The sequence below is a fragment of the Chitinophaga sancti genome (assembly GCF_034087045.1).
GTDB classification, from domain to species: domain Bacteria; phylum Bacteroidota; class Bacteroidia; order Chitinophagales; family Chitinophagaceae; genus Chitinophaga; species Chitinophaga sancti_B.
The window spans coordinates 102,156-120,577 of sequence record NZ_CP139247.1 but is presented as its reverse complement, the minus strand read 5'-3'; the positions used below and the strand labels follow the sequence as shown (position 1 = coordinate 120,577).

At 37.8% G+C, this 18,422-nt stretch carries 14 protein-coding genes; 5 read left to right on the top strand and 9 right to left on the bottom strand.

Annotation, left to right across the window (positions count from 1 at the left end; all coding sequences use genetic code 11):
* Positions 1-879: 879 nt before the first annotated feature.
* The 6 genes from istB to SIO70_RS00420 all read right to left on the bottom strand — a co-directional run bounded on the left by istB (position 880) and on the right by SIO70_RS00420 (position 6,716).
* Complete coding sequence (gene istB, locus SIO70_RS00445; RefSeq protein WP_320578413.1) at positions 880-1,602, bottom strand: IS21-like element helper ATPase IstB; 723 nt, start codon at positions 1,600-1,602, stop codon at positions 880-882.
* A 23-nt stretch (positions 1,603-1,625) separates the two neighbouring features.
* A complete protein-coding gene (locus tag SIO70_RS00440) occupies positions 1,626-1,829 on the bottom strand; it encodes a hypothetical protein (protein ID WP_320574694.1) in 204 nt (67 codons plus the stop codon).
* 29 nt (positions 1,830-1,858) lie between these two features.
* Positions 1,859-2,215 (bottom strand): hypothetical protein, encoded by a 357-nt coding sequence (locus SIO70_RS00435; protein ID WP_320578411.1) that lies wholly within the window; start codon positions 2,213-2,215, stop codon positions 1,859-1,861.
* Positions 2,216-2,376: 161 nt separating this feature from the next.
* Positions 2,377-3,012, bottom strand: coding sequence for a hypothetical protein (locus SIO70_RS00430; protein WP_320578409.1), 636 nt, complete (start codon positions 3,010-3,012; stop codon positions 2,377-2,379).
* A gap of 17 nt (positions 3,013-3,029) precedes the next feature.
* Positions 3,030-3,392: a hypothetical protein gene (locus SIO70_RS00425; RefSeq protein WP_320578407.1), complete on the bottom strand. Its 363-nt coding sequence runs from the start codon at positions 3,390-3,392 to the stop codon at positions 3,030-3,032.
* A gap of 696 nt (positions 3,393-4,088) precedes the next feature.
* The gene (locus SIO70_RS00420) at positions 4,089-6,716 is read right to left on the bottom strand and encodes a glycoside hydrolase family 2 protein (RefSeq protein ID WP_320578405.1); all 2,628 of its coding nucleotides are present in this window, start codon (positions 6,714-6,716) and stop codon (positions 4,089-4,091) included.
* Positions 6,717-6,947: 231 nt separating this feature from the next.
* Between SIO70_RS00420 and SIO70_RS00415 the strand changes: the two genes are divergently transcribed.
* Positions 6,948-10,073, top strand: coding sequence for an NAD(P)/FAD-dependent oxidoreductase (locus SIO70_RS00415; protein ID WP_320578404.1), 3,126 nt, complete (start codon positions 6,948-6,950; stop codon positions 10,071-10,073).
* A 649-nt stretch (positions 10,074-10,722) separates the two neighbouring features.
* A complete protein-coding gene (locus SIO70_RS00410; protein WP_320578402.1) occupies positions 10,723-11,652 on the top strand; it encodes a hypothetical protein in 930 nt (309 codons plus the stop codon).
* Between the two features lie 180 nt (positions 11,653-11,832).
* Here the strand turns inward: SIO70_RS00410 and SIO70_RS00405 are convergent, their stop codons facing one another.
* Positions 11,833-13,311: a hypothetical protein gene (locus SIO70_RS00405; RefSeq protein ID WP_320578400.1), complete on the bottom strand. Its 1,479-nt coding sequence runs from the start codon at positions 13,309-13,311 to the stop codon at positions 11,833-11,835.
* Positions 13,312-13,546: 235 nt separating this feature from the next.
* Positions 13,547-14,545 (bottom strand): AraC family transcriptional regulator, encoded by a 999-nt coding sequence (locus SIO70_RS00400; protein WP_320578398.1) that lies wholly within the window; start codon positions 14,543-14,545, stop codon positions 13,547-13,549.
* A gap of 217 nt (positions 14,546-14,762) precedes the next feature.
* Here SIO70_RS00400 and SIO70_RS00395 point away from each other — a divergent pair, with 217 nt between their 5' ends.
* The 3 genes from SIO70_RS00395 to SIO70_RS00385 are packed head-to-tail and all read left to right on the top strand — an operon-like array spanning position 14,763 to position 17,715.
* Positions 14,763-16,085 (top strand): sugar porter family MFS transporter, encoded by a 1,323-nt coding sequence (locus SIO70_RS00395; RefSeq protein WP_320578396.1) that lies wholly within the window; start codon positions 14,763-14,765, stop codon positions 16,083-16,085.
* Positions 16,082-16,924, top strand: coding sequence for a phytanoyl-CoA dioxygenase family protein (locus SIO70_RS00390; RefSeq protein WP_320578394.1), 843 nt, complete (start codon positions 16,082-16,084; stop codon positions 16,922-16,924). The genes SIO70_RS00395 and SIO70_RS00390 overlap by 4 nt, the downstream gene beginning before the upstream one ends.
* Entirely contained in the window at positions 16,921-17,715 is a 795-nt protein-coding gene (locus tag SIO70_RS00385; RefSeq protein ID WP_320578392.1) for a sugar phosphate isomerase/epimerase, read from the top strand. Before SIO70_RS00390 ends, SIO70_RS00385 begins: the two co-directional genes overlap by 4 nt.
* Here the strand turns inward: SIO70_RS00385 and SIO70_RS00380 are convergent.
* Positions 17,690-18,421: a class I SAM-dependent methyltransferase gene (locus tag SIO70_RS00380; RefSeq protein WP_320578390.1), complete on the bottom strand. Its 732-nt coding sequence runs from the start codon at positions 18,419-18,421 to the stop codon at positions 17,690-17,692. The two genes, SIO70_RS00385 and SIO70_RS00380, sit on opposite strands and share 26 nt — an antisense overlap.
* Position 18,422 lies beyond the last annotated feature (1 nt).

Genomic DNA, 18,422 nt, shown 5'->3' with positions numbered 1-18,422 from the left:
CCATATTTTTAAGGAGCATATAATACAAAAAGCTCTTACTATTTACTCCTGCAGGGTGGGTCAAAATGACAGAATGACATAGTGAATTTTAAAAAAATAAAATTCCAGGTGGGTCAACATCCCAGAATTCGGGCATATCAACCTATGAAATCTCAAAAAGAGGTGGGTCAACATCCCAGAATTTGATTCACCTTTTAGGTGGGTTATCATTCCAGAATGTTGGGTCAACATAATTCAGAGAAGTGGGTCAACATCCTCCAGAATCTACAGTGTACTGGAAGTTTCATTCGTTAACTTATTATTATAATAGTAGCTAAATTTAACGTTTATATGCTAGCTGTTTTGTTGAATGAAAAAATTAGTAAATTGACTACTTAAATCATTAATCAATTGTGGAATCTCTTTTGAATAAAATCTTTTTCTTACAAAACCATGATGGAAAATCTTGGTGACGATTGCCTAACTTGCTCTCTCCAATTTTTTATCATTATCTAAGTGTGAAAATCTGCTAAGATTACCATGATACTGTTCTTCATCACGCTATTGAATTTTCTTTTTAATTATCCAATCATTAATAACTTATACAGGTGGTTTATTATCAGGGTAGGAATGAGGGGTATTGTATTTATTTATTACTTCTTGAGTATTTCACATAAATCCAGCCACCGTCTCACACTTCAACCATCCAATTATTTCGCGTGAAACCCAGCCAGGTGAGCTAAAATAATTAGCAAATTATTCGTGGATTTCATTTTTCAATCCTGCCCTGGATTCACTTTATCCCCTAGCTATTTAAAGAGTTATATAGCATCTCAACGATCATCCTAAAGGCATAACAATCTTATAAAGAACTGATTTGCACGGTCAAATTTAACTAAATTAACCTTTTCTCAAAGATCCGCCTTTTAGATCGATTTTATGTGAATTTGCAGTTAGGCGATCCATAAAGGCATCTGCATGTGTAGCCTCGTCAAACAGTTCATACCATTTGTCCACTGGCAGTTGAGAGGTTACAATCACGGCTCCTCTTTTGTATCTATCGTCCAATATTTCTATAAGAGCCAGACTACTATTTAAGTCTAACGTTTTTAATCCCAGATCATCGAGTACAATTAGTGGTGTCCTTTCAATCTTCTTCAATACTTTTCGGTATGATCCATCCAGTCTGGCGGCTGCCAGTTCATCCATCAGCCTGTTAACCGGGAAAAAACTGCAAGGGTATCCATGATCGCAGGCGAGTCTACCCAGAGAGCAAGCCAAAAATGATTTTCCACAACCCGTCGACCCTGATATCAGTATGTTTTGCCCTTTTTTAATATAGCTATTGTCACATAATTTCAGGAAGGCTTCTTTACTTAACCCACGATCTATAGAGCAATTGACTTGTTCTATGACTGCATCATATCTTAAACGTGATTGCCTGAGATATCGGTCACTTCGGTTTTGAACCCGATACTCTTCCTCCGCTTCTGTCAATAATGCAAGTAGACTATGCATTTCGGGTTGTTGGTGGATCGGGGCGTCCATTATGGCTTTGTATCGACCTGCCATGCCATGTAATTTTAGTGAGATCAATTTCTCGTAAGTGTGCTGTGTATTCATGTGTTTGATTTTAAGAAGCTGTTTTAAATGTGATTTTTGATGTAGTCATTTAATAAAATGAAAAACTCCTGTATGCTTGATGGTGCGCAAGCTGCAGCGGATTCAATATGGTTAAACATTTCCTCATGCAGATCGTTATCAGTGTCAAAATTTGCCACTAATGTGACGCTTTGAGGGTTGCTACTGCTGCCTGGGATGTTAATACGAATGACTTTATTTTGTTCCATGTATTTTGTTTTTAGAGTGATAAAACGAACTATTTGTATTCCTCCGGACCTCTGAGATTTTTGTGCGAAGGCAGTTTGGATTTTACTCCCGACTCTTCTTTTTCCATGTTATTGGCTAGCATATTTTTTATTGTCCGGTACGATACAATACCTGCATTTAACGCACGAAGGCAGGCATTCTCTAACCTTTGCGGACCAATTTGCTTCTTAGACGCTAAACTCAGCAACCCCCTGCATGCATTATATGCCTGCTGTTCCTGCGGCCTGGACTTTAATAATGCCTCCATATAGGCATGTACATGAGAGCCAATTTTGCCTGCTTCCTGTAAAAAATAGGTACTGTCCCATCCTTTCTGCTTTTTAAAAGCCTGGTGATTAGATGGCATGTGTGAGGTTTCTGTAGTGTATCCCTCTGCAACAGGACTCCTGCTGTGCGTAGCAACTCTCTCCGATCCATTATAGATTTCGACAGTTGTTGTGTCATAAATAGCAGTCAGCTTAAATCCTACAAGCCGGTATGGTACACTGTAGTAATGATTATCTTCAGTTAGATGAAAGTGGTAATTGTGGGCAACAAGTTTTGTTGTCTATGCTTTATTACAAAAGGGAATTGTGGTAAGGGTGCCAGCTTAGATTTTTCGCCGTCGATAAACCGTTCATACCGTGTAAATCTCTTTTTCTGAAAAGGTTCATGATTGTGATTTTCCAGCTCACGCCAGATCGCTTCATTGAGTTCATTCAGGCTAAGAAACACCTCATTGCGCAACGGTGCAAAAATGCGTTGATAGGAAAGATGTACTCCCTGTTCAACATGCGGTTTATCTTTTGGCTTTCTCACTCTCGCTGTAAGCAGGGCAGTACCGTTATAAACTGACCATTGTTCTAATATTTCATTCAGTGTCGGTTCATAGAGGCAGGATTTTATGACCGCCTGCTTCATGTTATCGCATTTAATGTAAACACTTACACCACTAAAATATAGCAGACAATTATTCAATGCCTTCACTAACTGTGGCAATGTCGCATCTGCAAGAGCCATTACATAGGTATACCCGCTAAATGGTAAGACAGCTACAAATATCACGCACTCGATTATCTCCCCTGTTTCAGGTTCTACATAAGACATCTTATCACCAGCAAAATCAATTTGAATAATCTCTCCTGCTTTGTGTTCATGATGCATGCTAACACCTTTAAGGGCTAGCTGTTCATCCAGTAAACCACAAAACCTGGTATAACCATAGCAATCCGGATATATTTCCTGTATTCCTTCAAAAGCAACTTCCTGGTAACACCTCTCTTGCCTAATTCATTTAGAAAATATTCCTTCCGGGCCATAAAATCAGTAAGTCTCGGATCTTCTTCCGAAGCTTGCCTGGGTTGAAGAACAGCAGCTAATTCTTCATCATTCAATTCTAGTAATTCATCGTGATTTTTGCCTGTGGCCTTAATTCTTTTATCATAAACAGATACTGTTTCCCTGTTCAATTCAAGCTCAATGGCAATGTTTCGCATTGAGAATTCCCTTTGTAATAACTGAATCAGCCTTCTTACTATTAGCATGTTGATGAATTTGTTAGGCATATCACTCGTTGACAATAAATTAATAATCAACGAATTAATATATCGGATAAGTAATATTCCAATAATCAATCTTTACAGATTGTTATGCCCTCATTATCAACTCCATAAAACTTTGGCTGGATACTATATGAAAAAATTGGCTGGTTTTGCCGTGAAATATTTGGCTGGTTAACAAATGAAAACTTTGGCTGGGTTTAAAATGAAAAGGAGAATATTGCTAATTATTTTAGGAATAATTGGCTGGGTTTCACGCGGAATAATTGGCTGGTTTATGTGAATTAAGTGGCTGGATTTGGTGCGAAATACTCACTTCTGGCCCCCCCTCTTTTCTAGAATAATAGGTAGGCATTTCCTTTACCTTAATGCTGTTATCAGCAACACTCATTTCTACTTAATAGTACCAGTTGAAGAAGAACCCGATGAATTGATATTATCTTTTACTCTTTGAATGAAAGAACCAATAGTTTCTTCCTAGTAAGTATTTCAAATAATGAAGCGAAAAATAATCATTGTAAATACTTATTTCTAATATATAGTTTGGAATTCAATATCGATATGACTAATTTTCTTCGTAAAAAAGACAGCTGAATATTAACAGCTGTCTTTTTTACGAAGAAAATTAGTGGTAATGCATTTATTCATTTTTTCTCTTCAATGAAAACGATTGCTTCAAAATTATTTCTCCTTTTTCATTTTATCCAATGTAGCTAAAAAAGAAGGCTTTGTGTCTTTGTTAGCAATATTAATAGCTTTTTCTTCTATTTTGATAGCTTCATCTTTTTCTCCTAGTTTATATAGCAGATTTGCATAAGTGTCCAAATAGTATGGACTTTCTCCTTGTGTCAATGAAGATTTGCTCCAATTTAGCGCTTGAGATAATATTTTATTATCCTCAATGTTTTCAAATAATTTCCACGCGAACTCATTTAATTCATAAGTGGAGATCCTTTGTGGATATTTATTGAAATAAAGATTATAGTTATTTGCAAATGATTCCCAATTTTTACGATTAAAGTAAAACAGCGCTTTTGCTCTCAAAAATATTTCTTCACCTAATGCCCCATATTTGCCTACTACGTTTTTCTCCAAGTCATTCCAATTGGGATTAGAATTTTTATCTTTCACATATTTATCAATTTCTTCCGAATAAATAATTGACATAATCTTGTTTTCGGCTGCGTTTTGACCAAGAATTTTATCTGACATTTCTGGAGAGGTAATTAAAATTTTAAATCCTGGATCATTTGTTTTTTTTGTAAACTGTTCGATGAATTTAATATTGGTCCTATTGTAATGAGAAGAAATAGAATTATTTATATAATCATTACTAACCACTGCAGCATTGGTTTTATCATCCATACGATCGGCCATTAATGCTAGATTATAAAGAAAAGCAGAATCTTTTCGACCATTTTTATATTCTTGTAGTAATGCATTATAATGACGAATTGGATCGGCTGTATCCGTCAGTTGCGCTTTAAATACTCCTTTTACGGCTGCGTAACTTTCCGCATGTGGAACTAGTGCTGCATGAATTTTTCTTAAAGATTCTGCCGGCATTTTGATTACCTCCCTATCATAAGTCATTAATCCATTCTCCTCAGTTTCTACATCAAATGGCTCAGTATAAATGGAACCTGATAATCCTTCTTCTTCATATACTTTTAAATGCTTTATCATAAAAGCATATTTCCTGGAGAATTCACTTGCAGGAACCTGGATGTAACCCCAGCCATTAGCATCGTTCCATTGGTGGTTCGGTGTTGGTACACGTACGCCACCCCATTCTCCTAATACCCTGGCTTTACCTGGAATGTATGGGGCGATTCCTGGGCCTGGATAGTCGTGAATATCAGTTAGATCGCTACTTGCCCATTTGTGATTTAGATTTTTAGGGGAGTGATCATCATAATTTTCACCAGTATGGCCATCTACTACTCTTGATGGGTCTGCATGTTTAAGCCATTCAGTAAGGCGTTGTTGATCATACCTTGCCCAGCCTTCATTGAATAATACCCAAATCACAATACTAGGATAGTTATGCAATTGAGCTATATTTTCTTTATTTTCTTTCTCAAATTCCTCATGTGCAATAATATCACCACCTCCACAGGTGACCATATCCTGCCATACCAGGATACCCATTTTATCTGCATGGTAATACCATCTGGCCGGTTCTATTTTAATATGTTTTCGTATGGTATTGAAACCCATATTACGAATGGCCATGATATCAAATTGCAAAGCAGAGTCAGTCGGAGCTGTATATAATCCTTCAGGCCAAAATCCCTGGTCCAATACGCCTAGATGATAAGTATATTTATTATTTAAGAAAAGCCTTTCAATACCTTGATCATCTTTCCTTACTTCAATTTTTCTCATACCAAAATAACTACCGATCGTATCAATGATTTTACCATTAGAGAGTAATCTTACACTCAAATTGTATAAATATGGATCATCAGGACTCCATAACCTGGCATTGCTGACAGGAAGAAGCAGTTGTTCTCCTGGTTTTCCTTTTATAGTGCTACCATTAGAAGCAATGGCTTCGATTGTATATTTCTTATTATTGTCAGAGCTATTTACTGCTAAACGAAGAAAGCCGCTATCTACAGAAGGAGTCATGTAAATGTTAGTGATATAGGCTGTAGGTACTGTTTCCATCCATACAGTTTGCCAGATACCACTGGAAGCCGTATACATGATATTTTGAGGATTTAAGGTCTGCTTACCCCTTGGATTAGGTCCCTGGTCGGTTGGGTCATATACACTTACAATAAGTTCGTTTGTGCCTGACTTTAAAGCATCTGTAATATCGAATGAAAAGTTCTGATAACCGCCGGTGTGACTGCCTATTTTCTTTCCATTTACAAAAACGGTGGCCTGCCAGTCTACAGCTCCAAAATTCAATAATACCCGTTTGCCATTTTGGGTATTGGGTTTGGTAAATGTGCGTTTATACCAAAGACGCTGAGTAGGCAATAACGGCTTCTTTACACCAGAAAGGGCTGATTCTATTGGAAAGGGAACTAAGATTTTTCCCTCAAAAGTGTTAGGTGTAGTCTCTTGTTCTTTAGTAGTGATTGCGTATTCCCAGAGGCCATTGAGGTTTTCCCATTGATTTCTTACCATCTGGGGGCGCGGATATTCTGGAAGCACTTGCCCTGGGTGAACATCTTTTGCCCAACGGGTTTTAATGCCTACTGGCTGCATTTCCCAATCCGGTTTTGTTTGAGCAATGGAATGTGCCATAGGAACACATAAGATCGCTATTGCAAGCGTCTTTTTCAATCTTTTCATATTATAAATTGTTTGTTTGCATGAACACGCTGACCGTGAATTAAGAAAATTGCGCAAGTACCAATTTTGTAACATGAATCATGAATAATGGGATGGACCTCCAAATAAATTTCCTTCCGTCCTAAGTAGATAAACAGGCTGCATTTTTATCTTAGTAGGTATCAGCAATTAATTTCTTGCCTACAAAATTTGCTGAAATACCCCTGTTTGACCCAAAAGGACCAATGCCACATGGATACCACGAAAAAAAAAGCGATTATCATCGGTGCCGGACCGGCAGGATTGACTGCAGCATATGAGTTATTAAAGCGATCAGGTATAATCCCAATTATATTTGAAAAAAGTAAGGACATTGGAGGTATCTCAAAGACAATCAATTATAAAGGTAACCGGATGGATATTGGTGGACACCGGTTCTTCTCGAAATCCGATAGGGTAATGGATTGGTGGATGAATATTTTACCTGTTCAGGAAACGGCAGGCGCTACTTTTACAATTAATTATCAAAATAAGTCCAGGGAGGTTGATGCCAGGACCTCTACTCCACATAAAGTGGCAAAGGTGAACGATGATAAAGTAATGCTAATCAGGAAAAGACTTTCCAGGATTTATTTTTTGCGACAGTTTTTTACTTATCCTATTACTTTGTCTATTGAAACATTATGGAAATTAGGAATTGGGCGTACAATTGCCATTTTATTCTCCTATCTAAAAGCACAGTTATTCCCACGAAAGCCGGAAAATAGTTTAGAAGACTTTATGATTAATCGGTTTGGCCAGACGCTATATCATCTTTTCTTTAAAGATTATACGGAGAAGGTGTGGGGAGTGCCTTGTAATGAAATACCAGCAGAATGGGGAGCCCAACGTATAAAAGGAGTGAGTATCCGTAAAGCATTGCAACATGCTATCCAGGAGGCTACTAAGCGTAAAAACAGGCATAGTGGTGATATCGCACAGAAGGATACAGAAACCAGCCTGATAGAGCAGTTTTTATATCCTAAGTATGGGCCAGGCCAACTATGGGAAGAGGTAGCCAGGCAAGTGGAGGAAATGGGCGGAATAATTTATATGGAACACGATGTGAGGCGAGTTCATGTAAAGGATGGTAAAGTGATAGGAATTACCATTTTAGATCATCATACTGGCATGGAGGATTATATTGAAGGGGATTACTTTTTCAGCACCATGCCGGTAAGAGAACTGATTGCAGGTATTGAAGGTACAGTGCCTGAGCATGTAAGTACTATTGCTGCAGGTCTTCAATATAGGGATTTTATTACTGTGGGGATTTTACTTCGCCGGCTTTCTTATGAGGATAAGGATACGGGGGAGTGGAAGCCATTAACTTTGGAAGATACCTGGATATATATCCAGGAAAAGGAAGTAACCGTAGGAAGATTACAAATTTTCAATAACTGGAGTCCGTACCTGGTAAATGATCCAAATACCATTTGGGTGGGGATGGAATTTTTCTGTAATGAAACAGATGCTTTCTGGAATCTGCCAGATGACAAAATAAAAGAGCTGGCAATTGAGGAATTACAAAAAATAGGCCTGGCCGCAGAGGCAAATGTGTTGGATAATACAGTGCTAAGAGTAGAAAAGACATATCCAGCTTATTTTGGTGCCTATGCTCAATTTGACCAGGTAAGAGAGTATACTGATTCCTTAGAGAATTTATTCCTGGTAGGTAGAAATGGTATGCATAAGTATATTAATGCAGATCATTCTATGCTAACCGCGATGTTGGCGGTGGATAATATAATAGCAGGGGTGACGGCAAAAGATAATATCTGGGCTATTAATACTGAGCAGGAATATCATGAGGAAAAGAAGACAGCACCTGAAGCACCTGAAGCTGTTGTAGGAAATCCGCCTGCAGCGCAATTGGCAATCCCAACTTCTTTTAATGATTATTTATTCAGATGGAAGCCCAATAGCATATTATTATGGATGGCAGGATTAGCTATTTTGCTACAATTTATTGTTTTCAAAATAATGTATCCTTATGCCGGCTTTATTGATGGGGACTCGTATGTCTACCTGGAATCGGCTTATTTAAATTTGAACATAAATACCTACCCGATTGGTTATTCAAAGTTCCTTCGGATTTTTAGCACTTTTACTCACTCTGATACTGCACTTGTTTGTTTTCAATATTTATTACTTCAGGGAAGTGCATTATATCTCTTCTTTACTATTCGATATTTCTTTCAACCTGGAAAATTAGTCAATGCCCTCCTATTTATTTTTCTAATAGGAAATCCTGTATGGTTGTATTTGGGTAATTATATATCCAGTGATGCTTTATTTATTTCGCTTAGTTTATATTGGTTTACATCTTTGTTATGGATTATCCAACGACCTAATAGGAACTTGATAGTGCTGCATACCTTATTGTTATTGTTGGCTTTTACTGTAAGGTATAATGCATTGTTTTACCCTTTCATTTCAACACTTGCATTTATCATTTCCAGGCAAAGTCTTAAAATGAAGTTGATAGGTATAGTTGCCAGTTTTTTGGTAATAGCAGGATTTATTTATCATACAGGCAACCAATATGGTCGTCTGACCGGAATCCGCCAGTTTTCTCCATTTAGTGGATGGCAAATGGCTAACAATGCATTGTATGCATACAGGTATGTAAAAGATAAGTCAAGTAAGCCTTTACCTGAACGTTTTAAGGCCCTGGATGAAATGGTGAGGAACTACTTTAATGTGGACGCAAAAAGCAATCCCTGGGAACAGGTACAGGCGAATACATGGTACATGTGGGATGCCAGGTCTCCTTTACGGAAATACATGCGGGAACAATTTAAAAATGATACCAGTACTAATAACCTGAAACGTTGGGCTACAGTAGCACCATTGTATGCAGATTATGGAGAATACCTGATTAAGCAATATCCCAAGGAGTTCGTTACTTATTTTATTGCGCCTAATGCGATTAAATATTATGTGCCCCCGGTAGAATTCTTAGATAGTTATAATGGAGGAGTAGATAGTGTTGCGCCAATAGCACAAATGTGGTTTGGGTATAATAGTTTAAAGGTGCGTACAATTTTTAAAGATTTAAAAGTAAAGGCGCTCGATTTCTTCCCTGTTACAGCAGCAATTTTGAATGTAGTGTTTGTGCTAGGGGTAATTGGATTTATTGTATTGGGAGGAACTAAAAGAAATCCGTTATTAGCGATTGGTATTCTTTTAGTAGCTGGGCTATGGTTTATAAATTTTAGTTTTAGTATTTTTGCAGCAGCCATCGCATTGCGATTCCAGTTGTTCCCCATTGTAATATATTCCACATTTAGTCTTTTGTTATTAGAATATTTAGTGAAATCGGCAAATGCTAAATAATGAACCCCCTTTATTCACCCCTAATGTTAACCAAGTAATGATTTTTGATAAACACGTTTTACCACAAGCATTCAAATTATGGATATGGCAGGATAGAGAAAATCGTGTAATGATCATCTTATCTATAATAGTGAGTTTATTGTTGTTTGAGGTTTTTAGGAATATTTATCCTTTCCCCAATTTTCTGCCGGATTCTTACTCATATTTAGAAGCCGCGTACCAAAATTTAAATGTAAACATATGGCCGGTTGGGTACTCCAAATTTTTGCGGTTCTTGAGTGTGTTTAATCATTCCGGGCAAGGTTTGTTTTTTGTACAATACTTATTATTACAAGGAAGTATCCTGTTTTTTGTGCTGACGATCAGGTATTTGATTGATCCGGGAAAGTGGACAATTAGAATTTTATACGGTTTGTTATTGATCAATCCTTTATGGTTGTATGTTTGCCATTTTGTATCAAGCGATGCCGTTTTTGCTACTTTTAGTTTGCTGTGGCTAACGACCTTATTATGGATAATGTATGCGCCTGGAAAGGATCTGTTGTTAGTCCACGGCCTTATTTTATTTTTTGTATTTTCTGTGCGATACAATGCCCTCTATTATCCCCTGTTTAGTTTATTGGTAATTATTTTCGGGAATAAGGTCAATTTGAAAACAAAATTGACATGGATTGGGTTGGGGATATTACCTGTACTTCTTTTTATTGGATATACAACTTATACTTTTAAGATCAAGACGAATAACCTAACGTTTTCTCCATTCGGAGGGTGGCAGATAGGCAGTAATGCATTATATATGTATTCTCATGTATCCCCAAAGGTAAAGGAAAAGGTGCCTCCTGGATTCAGGAACCTGCATGCTATTGTTACCCACCATATTGATTCTCTTTCCCATGTTAAAATACAGAACAGGCCGGATAATAACCTGGGGTTTTATTATTTATGGGGAGATGGGGCACCGTTAAAAAAGCAATTAATTAAAAGGTGGGAAAAGGATAGCACCACTCCTTATCTAAAGCGATGGGTAAGCATGTCGCCGTTATATGGTGCTTATGGTAGTTGGTTGATCAGGCAGTACCCAGTGGAATATGCTCGTTATTATATATGGCCCAACTTAATTAGCTATTATGCCCCTCCTCCTGAGTTTTTAGGAATGTATAATATGGGGAAGGATTCTGTTGATGCAGGTGCGTTGATCTGGTTTAAATATAAAACCAGCAAAGTCCATGGGCCCACAAAGGATAAGAAAATAGTGGTGACGGCTGCCTTTCCAATTATTTTAGCCTTGCTAAATGTATTATTTATAACGGGGTTTATTGGATTTGCTTTTATAGGCGGGTTTAAGAAAATGACGGGATTCCAAAAAAAGGTGCTGTATGTTTTGTTGTTGGTGTGGTTCGCTAATTTAGGCTTCAGTGTTCTCGCATCTCCTATTGTGCTTCGTTACCAGGTCTTCCCATTTATATTTACCCTGACTTTTGCCTGCATTTTAATGGGATATGTTATTCGTGAGAGCTTTGTGCCTTCTCCAAAGGAAGAAAAACCAGACATTTCTCCCCGGATAGCATCTGCCTTATAAAATAAAGGCTTGTGCTCCCACTCTTTTCTTTTGGGAAAAGAGTGGGAATTTACACATAAACCTAAGGGGAAACATAGAATGGGAAATTTGTCTTTTAATGATGACAGGGAAGAAAACGCTTAATCAGTGATATTAAATTTGCAATAGGGAGTGAATAGTAACATTCAGCATGTGATATTTTTAATTTAAGGGTTCATTTCGATTCTTCCGGTTGCATATTGCTTGTGTTATTATTGCAGCGCATGTAAAGAAAAAGAATTGATTTAATAATAGATACCTCAACACGACCGGTGCTGCCAGCACCATAAAGGCAAAATTTAATGCCAGGAAGAATATGATTAGTGGGAGAACTTTAGAAAACGCCGGGTCCTGTTTAATTAAGTCTTTTCTAGCATAATAGAATATTACCAATAAGATGAATATTATACCTGAAATAAAGAATAATATGTCAAAATTGTTAAATGCATGTTCGGGTTTGATATTGGGGTATTGTATATAATCATTCAGGTAACCAAACCATACTTTTGCTTCTCCGTTAATTACATTCGTCTCAACATTATATTTATTCAGGCATTCAACGTTTGGACAAAGGAATTGACAAATATTAGGTATTAGGTAATAGTTGAGATAAATTCCTGGATAATTTTTTATAAGATATACTGCATAAGATTTATATAGATCATCTACGTTCGCTTTTCCTATGCCTATATATTTATACGGTGACATGCTATGTAAGTCGGATGGATTGTGGTCAACTGCATATTGAGCTAATGGAGAGAAGCTATAATTTAATATAAAAATCCCCGCCATCATAGGGGTATTGAAAATTTTTGTCTTCCCTTTTAATGTGAGCGGGAATTTATTGACGTAATTATTTAGTGGTTTAAATCCAGGAGGGTAATTGACTTCCTTTTTAATGGGTGCAAGTGTATATGCTAAGAGCATATTATTAGCCAGCTGCCATCCACTCGTAATATTATATTTCCTAAAACCTATTGCTTTTTCGGTTTGGTAGGAAATGAATTGAATGTAGGTAAAGACAGCCAAAATAATTATTGGAATGCCAATTAGTTTTTGTTTGATGGGTGTTTTGAAAAATATTATGGATCCTATGCTAAATATTGGATATAACATTGCCTGGTTTCTAACAGATAAGCATAGTATGATAATAATAGTGTGTGCTATTAGTAAATTTAAGTCTACCTTAAATAGTAGTCTTGTTAATTGGGCAAACCATATAAAGGTTAAACCCAGGAAAAGAATATCGCTTGCAATAAAATTGGTAAGATATAAATGTACAGGATTAATAAATAATAGTACATAGATGAATCCCTTAACGAATTTGCTTAGCGACAGGAATTTTTGTAAAGTAAAGTAGAAATAAAGTGCTCCTGCTCCATATGCATAATATTGCATCATTAATAGAAATAGGTCATTGTGGGTAATTAACCCACAGATACGAATGAACCAAGAATAGCCTGGAGGCCAGACGCAGTTACCCCCATTTGAAATAGCGTTGTTTAAATAAAAATAGGAGTCAAAAAGGAAAGAGGGATATGGATAAATAAATTTTAAAATGAATACTTCCAGTGTCAATATGAAAAATGAAATCAGCACAAAATAGGTTCGATCCCCAAAATTGGCATTTCGTTGAATCATGATTTATATAAGTTTTATAAGGATAATAATAATGTGATTTGGTGAAATTAAACGTCCCGGCTAGACAGCCAGGACGGTAGTTTTCCTCAATATACCATTAAATGTTCTTGTAGTATTTTCAAATGAAAACAAATAGAATTCATTCTGTTCTCTTTGTAGAGCAAAGATAAATGCAGTCTGCCTTCATCGTGTTAGGCTTATTTGGAAATAGTTTGGAGAGGAAGCAATTCCAAACTTAGGCCAGGTTCTTTTTTCTCAATTCCCGCGGGCTGTAACTGAATCTTTTTTTTACTGCATATGAGAAACTAGAATAATCTGTATAACCAAATTCATCAGCCAGGTCTTGCAAAGGAATATCGCTCTCTGTCAATTTGCGATAGATGATACGCATGCGCGCATTCTGGAAGAAGTCGTACACCGTTACTCCATGTCTTGTCTTGAAGATGTCTTCCAGTTTCTTCTCATTGGTACCTGCAAATTTCGCTAATTGTCGTAAAGTTGGAGGAGATGGCATATTTAAATGCTTTAACAAATGGACTTCTGTCCGTTCTCCTCTTTCATGATCTGCGGCGCTAAGGCCACTGGCATCGGTAAGGTAACGTGATAGCATATCTAAGGATTCAATGATCAATTCACCAGTTTTTTGTTCCCTGTATTTTTCACCGGCAGCACTCAGCAGTTTTCGCTCTGTGATGTCTTGTACAATTCCTCTAAGCCGCTCATGTGCCACCATATTGTGCTCTAATAGGGTCACTGCATCGCCGATGTTTATTTTTTCAAGGAATAATTTCACTACAGGGAAACTGTCTGCAAATTCTTGTAGTGCAGTGATGGGGATGTGTATATTAATGGCAGTGTAAACACCTGCGCTTTTAAATCGAATAATATGTTTCAACCGCCGCGACACAACAATGTTTAACTGGTGCTCGCTGGTAATACTCTCTTTGTTATCTATCATATAACACATAGAGCCTTTAATGGTATAATGCATCAATAGATCGTTCACATTGGCTGTTATCTTAAAGTCAGCTGGTTTGGTTAATATAAAGTGACTAATCCATGCAGTAAAACCATTATGGGCAATTTGTTGGTAAAGTAGATCACCAAAATTTTCACTATGTGCATAAAAAGATTTAGCTCCTTCTAAGCGGTAGCTCGCAAAGTTGTCTGGCAGGCCTGGGGAAAACAAAATGGGCTGCCCTATGAGGGTTGTAATGGACAATGGTAGGGTCATTATTAGCAATTTAGGAAGATATACTGCTATGAAATTGCCTGTCGAAAATTTCGCTAGAGATTGTGCGTAATTCCTATAGATGTGTTTAAATTAATTTATTTATGCCAGGTATAAAATAGGAGAAGGCGTAGTTCCTGGAATACTCACATTTAATATTGTTTATGTTTTCAATAATAAAGTAGTATTCGAAGGAGGGGCAAGAGCCTACCTTCAATTTATGAATAGTCGTTTTGTTGTACTTATAAGTATAACAGCAGCCCTTGGCGGTCTACTGTTTGGTTTTGATACAGCTATTATTTCAGGTGCTATCCCATATATCCAGGATTACTTTAAGCTGAATGCCGTTACATTAGGATGGGCTGTGAGCTCCGGGTTGGTGGGATGTGCGATAGGATCTTTATCTGCCGGATATTTGGCAGATCAATATGGAAGGCGGATGGCACTCATTGTATGTGCTTTGTTATTTGCTTTATCAGGTGCAGGGGCCGCGCTTTCTCACAAGCTTTTTAGTTTTATTCTATTCAGGATTATAGGCGGATTAGGGGTAGGAGCAGCTGCAATGGTTTCGCCCATGTATATTGCAGAAATCGCTCCTGCAGATAAGCGAGGCAAGTTGGTGGCATTGTATCAGCTGGCTATTGTAACAGGGATTTTACTGGCTTATTTTACAAATTATGCATTGAATAATATAGGTGAGAATAACTGGCGCTGGATGTTCGGATCGCAGGTGGTACCCTCATTTATATTTTTGTGTTTATTGTTACTCGTGCCAGAAACTCCAAGGTGGTTGGTTGGAAAAGAGCGGATGTCCCAGGCCATGCAGATTCTTCAAAAGATTACCTATACAGATCAATTACAACAGGAGCTACAACAGATAAAAGAAAGTTTCCGAGAAAATGAAAAGAGCTCTTTTGTTCGTTTGTTTGAGAAAAGATATGTGAAGGTGATGATAGCGGGCATTTTGCTTGCCGTATTTCAACAGGTAACGGGTATTAATGCGATCTTATATTATGCCCCCGTTATTTTCAATCAAACAGGGTTAGGTAATAATGATTCATTATTATATACAATTATTATTGGGATTGTAAATGTTTTGTCTACATTTATTGCCATTGGATTGGTTGATAAGGTAGGACGTAAACGTTTCTTATTGAATGGAAGTATCTTAATGGGGCTTTCTTTAATTGTAGTATCCATATGTTTTTACTTCCAGTTTTATAAGTATTATCTTATCCTGGTTTCTGTATTGGTATATGTTGCAAGCTTTGGTTGCACTTTAGGAGCGGTGACCTGGGTGTATCTTTCAGAGATCTTCCCCAATAATATCCGGGCGTTGGCGATGTCCATATCCACCTTCGCACTTTGGTTATCTGACTTTTTGATTAGTTATAGTTTTCCCGTAATGACGGCATATTTCAGTACCTCGCTTACCCTGGGTATTTATGCATTGTGCTGTGTTATAGCATTTGTATTTGTGATTACAAGTATCCCTGAAACGAAAGGGAAATCATTAGAAGAAATTGAAACTTTATTTATATGAGTACCTTGACATATATACAAGCTTACCAGGAAACAGGTTTTCTTGTTGTGCCAGATTTATTTAGCGCTGATGAAATCGCTGCACTCAGAGAAGAAACTGCAAATATTTTCAGTGGTAAAAGGGGGCAGGTAGAAGGAATGATTGAAATGGATAGTGATATAAGCGACCAGGAGGTATTGAAGAAGTATGTAGCGATCCACTTTCCCCATAAGATTTCGCCTGTAATTCATAAAGCACTCTTTCATAGGGGAGTAGTGGATGTATTAACGCAAATAATAGGTCCTGATGTAAAATGTATGCAGTCTATGCTTTTTGTGAAGGGACCAGGTAAGGCAGGCCAGTCATGGCACCAGGATGAGTTTTATATTCCTACCAGGGATAGGTCCCTGACAGGAGTTTGGATTGCCATAGACGATGCGACTGTTGAAAATGGTTGTCTATGGATTATTCCAGGAAAACCAAAGTATATGATGAGGCGGGTGGAGAATAATAGCTCTGAATATGCAGATGTGGATACCATTGATGTGACGCCTTTTGCAAAAGATGCCATACCTGTAGAAGTAAAATCAGGTTCCGTGGTATTTTTCCATGGTTATACCTTGCATAGCTCTCGTAGGAACAAGACGAAGGATTGTTTTAGAACCGCCCTGGTGAATCATTACATGAGCGCTGATTCTATGTTACCCTGGGACCAGGATGGTCACTTACCGGCTACTGAAGATTTAAGGGATATTGTTTTAGTGGCAGGGAAAGATCCTTATGCATATAAAGGAACCGTGGATATGAACCGGCCTTATTTAAGACCGGAAAAACTCATCATCAAAACTACCATATCGTGAAATTGCAATTTTTTTGTCCGCGGTGGGGGAGTGAACACTTCACCTGGGAGGCTTTTATGAACAATGTAAAGGCAGCGGGTTATGATGGTATTGAGTATGCTATTACAGCAAACACTCCTGACCAGGTATTGGATGAAGTATGGGAGTTGGCAGAAAGGTATGCCTTAAAAATGCTCCCACAACATTTTGATACCAGTACTCCAGATTTTAATGCGCATTATGATCAATATGGAACCTGGCTGGAGAGAATACGGCAATATCCTTCTGTTAAAATAAACTCCCAGACAGGTAGGGACATTTTTTCTATGGAGGAGAATAATGCGCTTATTAAGTTAGCCGGTGATGATGTGGTGCACGAGATGCATCGTGGCAAATTCAGTTTTGCGGCTCATATAACTAAAAATTACCTGTTAGCTAACCCTGATTTAAGGCTCACATTTGACATTTCTCATTGGGTGGCTGTAGCAGAATCCTACCTGGAAGACCAGGAGGAAACAGTGCAATTGGCTATTAACAGGGCAGCACATATTCATGCAAGAGTAGGATTCCCGGAAGGACCACAGATTCCGGATCCCCGCCAGGAAAAGTGGCAACAGGCAGTCCAGGTACATCTAGCCTGGTGGAAGCAAATAGCAGGAAAACATAGTGATCAATCCACATTAACTATCACACCTGAATTCGGCCCATATCCTTATATGGTCTTTGACTATAGTCAGTGGGATATCAATGTCTATATGATGAATATGTTAAAGAAAGTGCTAGCGCCTACCCATTCTTTCTTCCAACAATAATAACTGAGAGGCCTAGCTGGTTAAATGTAAGACGATCCGCAATTTTAAAGATCGGCACCAATTTGTTATAGACCGTAAGTTGGCCGGCGGGTAAGGTTTTCTTTCGCAAGATAGTTCCTGAAACAAACCAACCTAAAATGCCTGCCAGGTTAAAGTACCAGGTTTTGAGGATTTCTAATCCCTGGGATCTGAATAGTTTTGTGACGGTCTTTTTGGTATAACGCCTGAAGTGCTCCAGTTCCTTATCAAATCCATTGTATAATAATTGCCAGGCGGGAACCAGGATAATAAGATGCCCCCCTGGGGCTAACATTTTTTTACAGTTAGCGATAGCTAAATGGTCATCCTCAATATGCTCTACTACATTCAGTGCGAAAATGCTGTCAAACTGCCCAATTAATGAGCTATACCGGGATTCAAAATCTTTATCAGCAAGATCGATTTGGAAGATGCCTTCAATAAGTGGTTCATTCAAAAATTTCTGATCTAACAGGCTGCAATAGTGATCGCTGTAGTCGCTCACGCAAAGAGGAATGCCATGGTTAATAAAGCAGGCAGTGATATTTCCAATGCCGCTACCTATTTCCAGGATACGGCCCTTTACATGGGGTTGAATGGTTTCAAACATCCAATCGTTTAACCGGTCAGCAATGCTGAGATGTTCCAACGTAGACTTTCCTACTTCATCAATTGTAGATCTTGCCATG

Excerpts from the sequence above, each read along its gene's own strand:
- SIO70_RS00390 (WP_320578394.1), top strand. The coding sequence starts at position 16,082 with ATGAGTACCTTGACATATATACAAGCTTACCAGGAAACAGGTTTTCTT.
- SIO70_RS00395 (WP_320578396.1), top strand. The coding sequence starts at position 14,763 with ATGAATAGTCGTTTTGTTGTACTTATAAGTATAACAGCAGCCCTTGGC.
- SIO70_RS00415 (WP_320578404.1), top strand. The coding sequence starts at position 6,948 with ATGGATACCACGAAAAAAAAAGCGATTATCATCGGTGCCGGACCGGCA.
- SIO70_RS00400 (WP_320578398.1), bottom strand. The coding sequence starts at position 14,545 with ATGACCCTACCATTGTCCATTACAACCCTCATAGGGCAGCCCATTTTG.
- SIO70_RS00440 (WP_320574694.1), bottom strand. The coding sequence starts at position 1,829 with ATGGAACAAAATAAAGTCATTCGTATTAACATCCCAGGCAGCAGTAGC.
- SIO70_RS00430 (WP_320578409.1), bottom strand. The coding sequence starts at position 3,012 with ATGCATCATGAACACAAAGCAGGAGAGATTATTCAAATTGATTTTGCT.
- SIO70_RS00380 (WP_320578390.1), bottom strand. The coding sequence starts at position 18,421 with ATGGCAAGATCTACAATTGATGAAGTAGGAAAGTCTACGTTGGAACAT.
- istB (WP_320578413.1), bottom strand. The coding sequence starts at position 1,602 with ATGAATACACAGCACACTTACGAGAAATTGATCTCACTAAAATTACAT.
- SIO70_RS00435 (WP_320578411.1), bottom strand. The coding sequence starts at position 2,215 with ATGCCATCTAATCACCAGGCTTTTAAAAAGCAGAAAGGATGGGACAGT.
- SIO70_RS00420 (WP_320578405.1), bottom strand. The coding sequence starts at position 6,716 with ATGAAAAGATTGAAAAAGACGCTTGCAATAGCGATCTTATGTGTTCCT.
- SIO70_RS00405 (WP_320578400.1), bottom strand. The coding sequence starts at position 13,311 with ATGATTCAACGAAATGCCAATTTTGGGGATCGAACCTATTTTGTGCTG.
- SIO70_RS00425 (WP_320578407.1), bottom strand. The coding sequence starts at position 3,392 with ATGCTAATAGTAAGAAGGCTGATTCAGTTATTACAAAGGGAATTCTCA.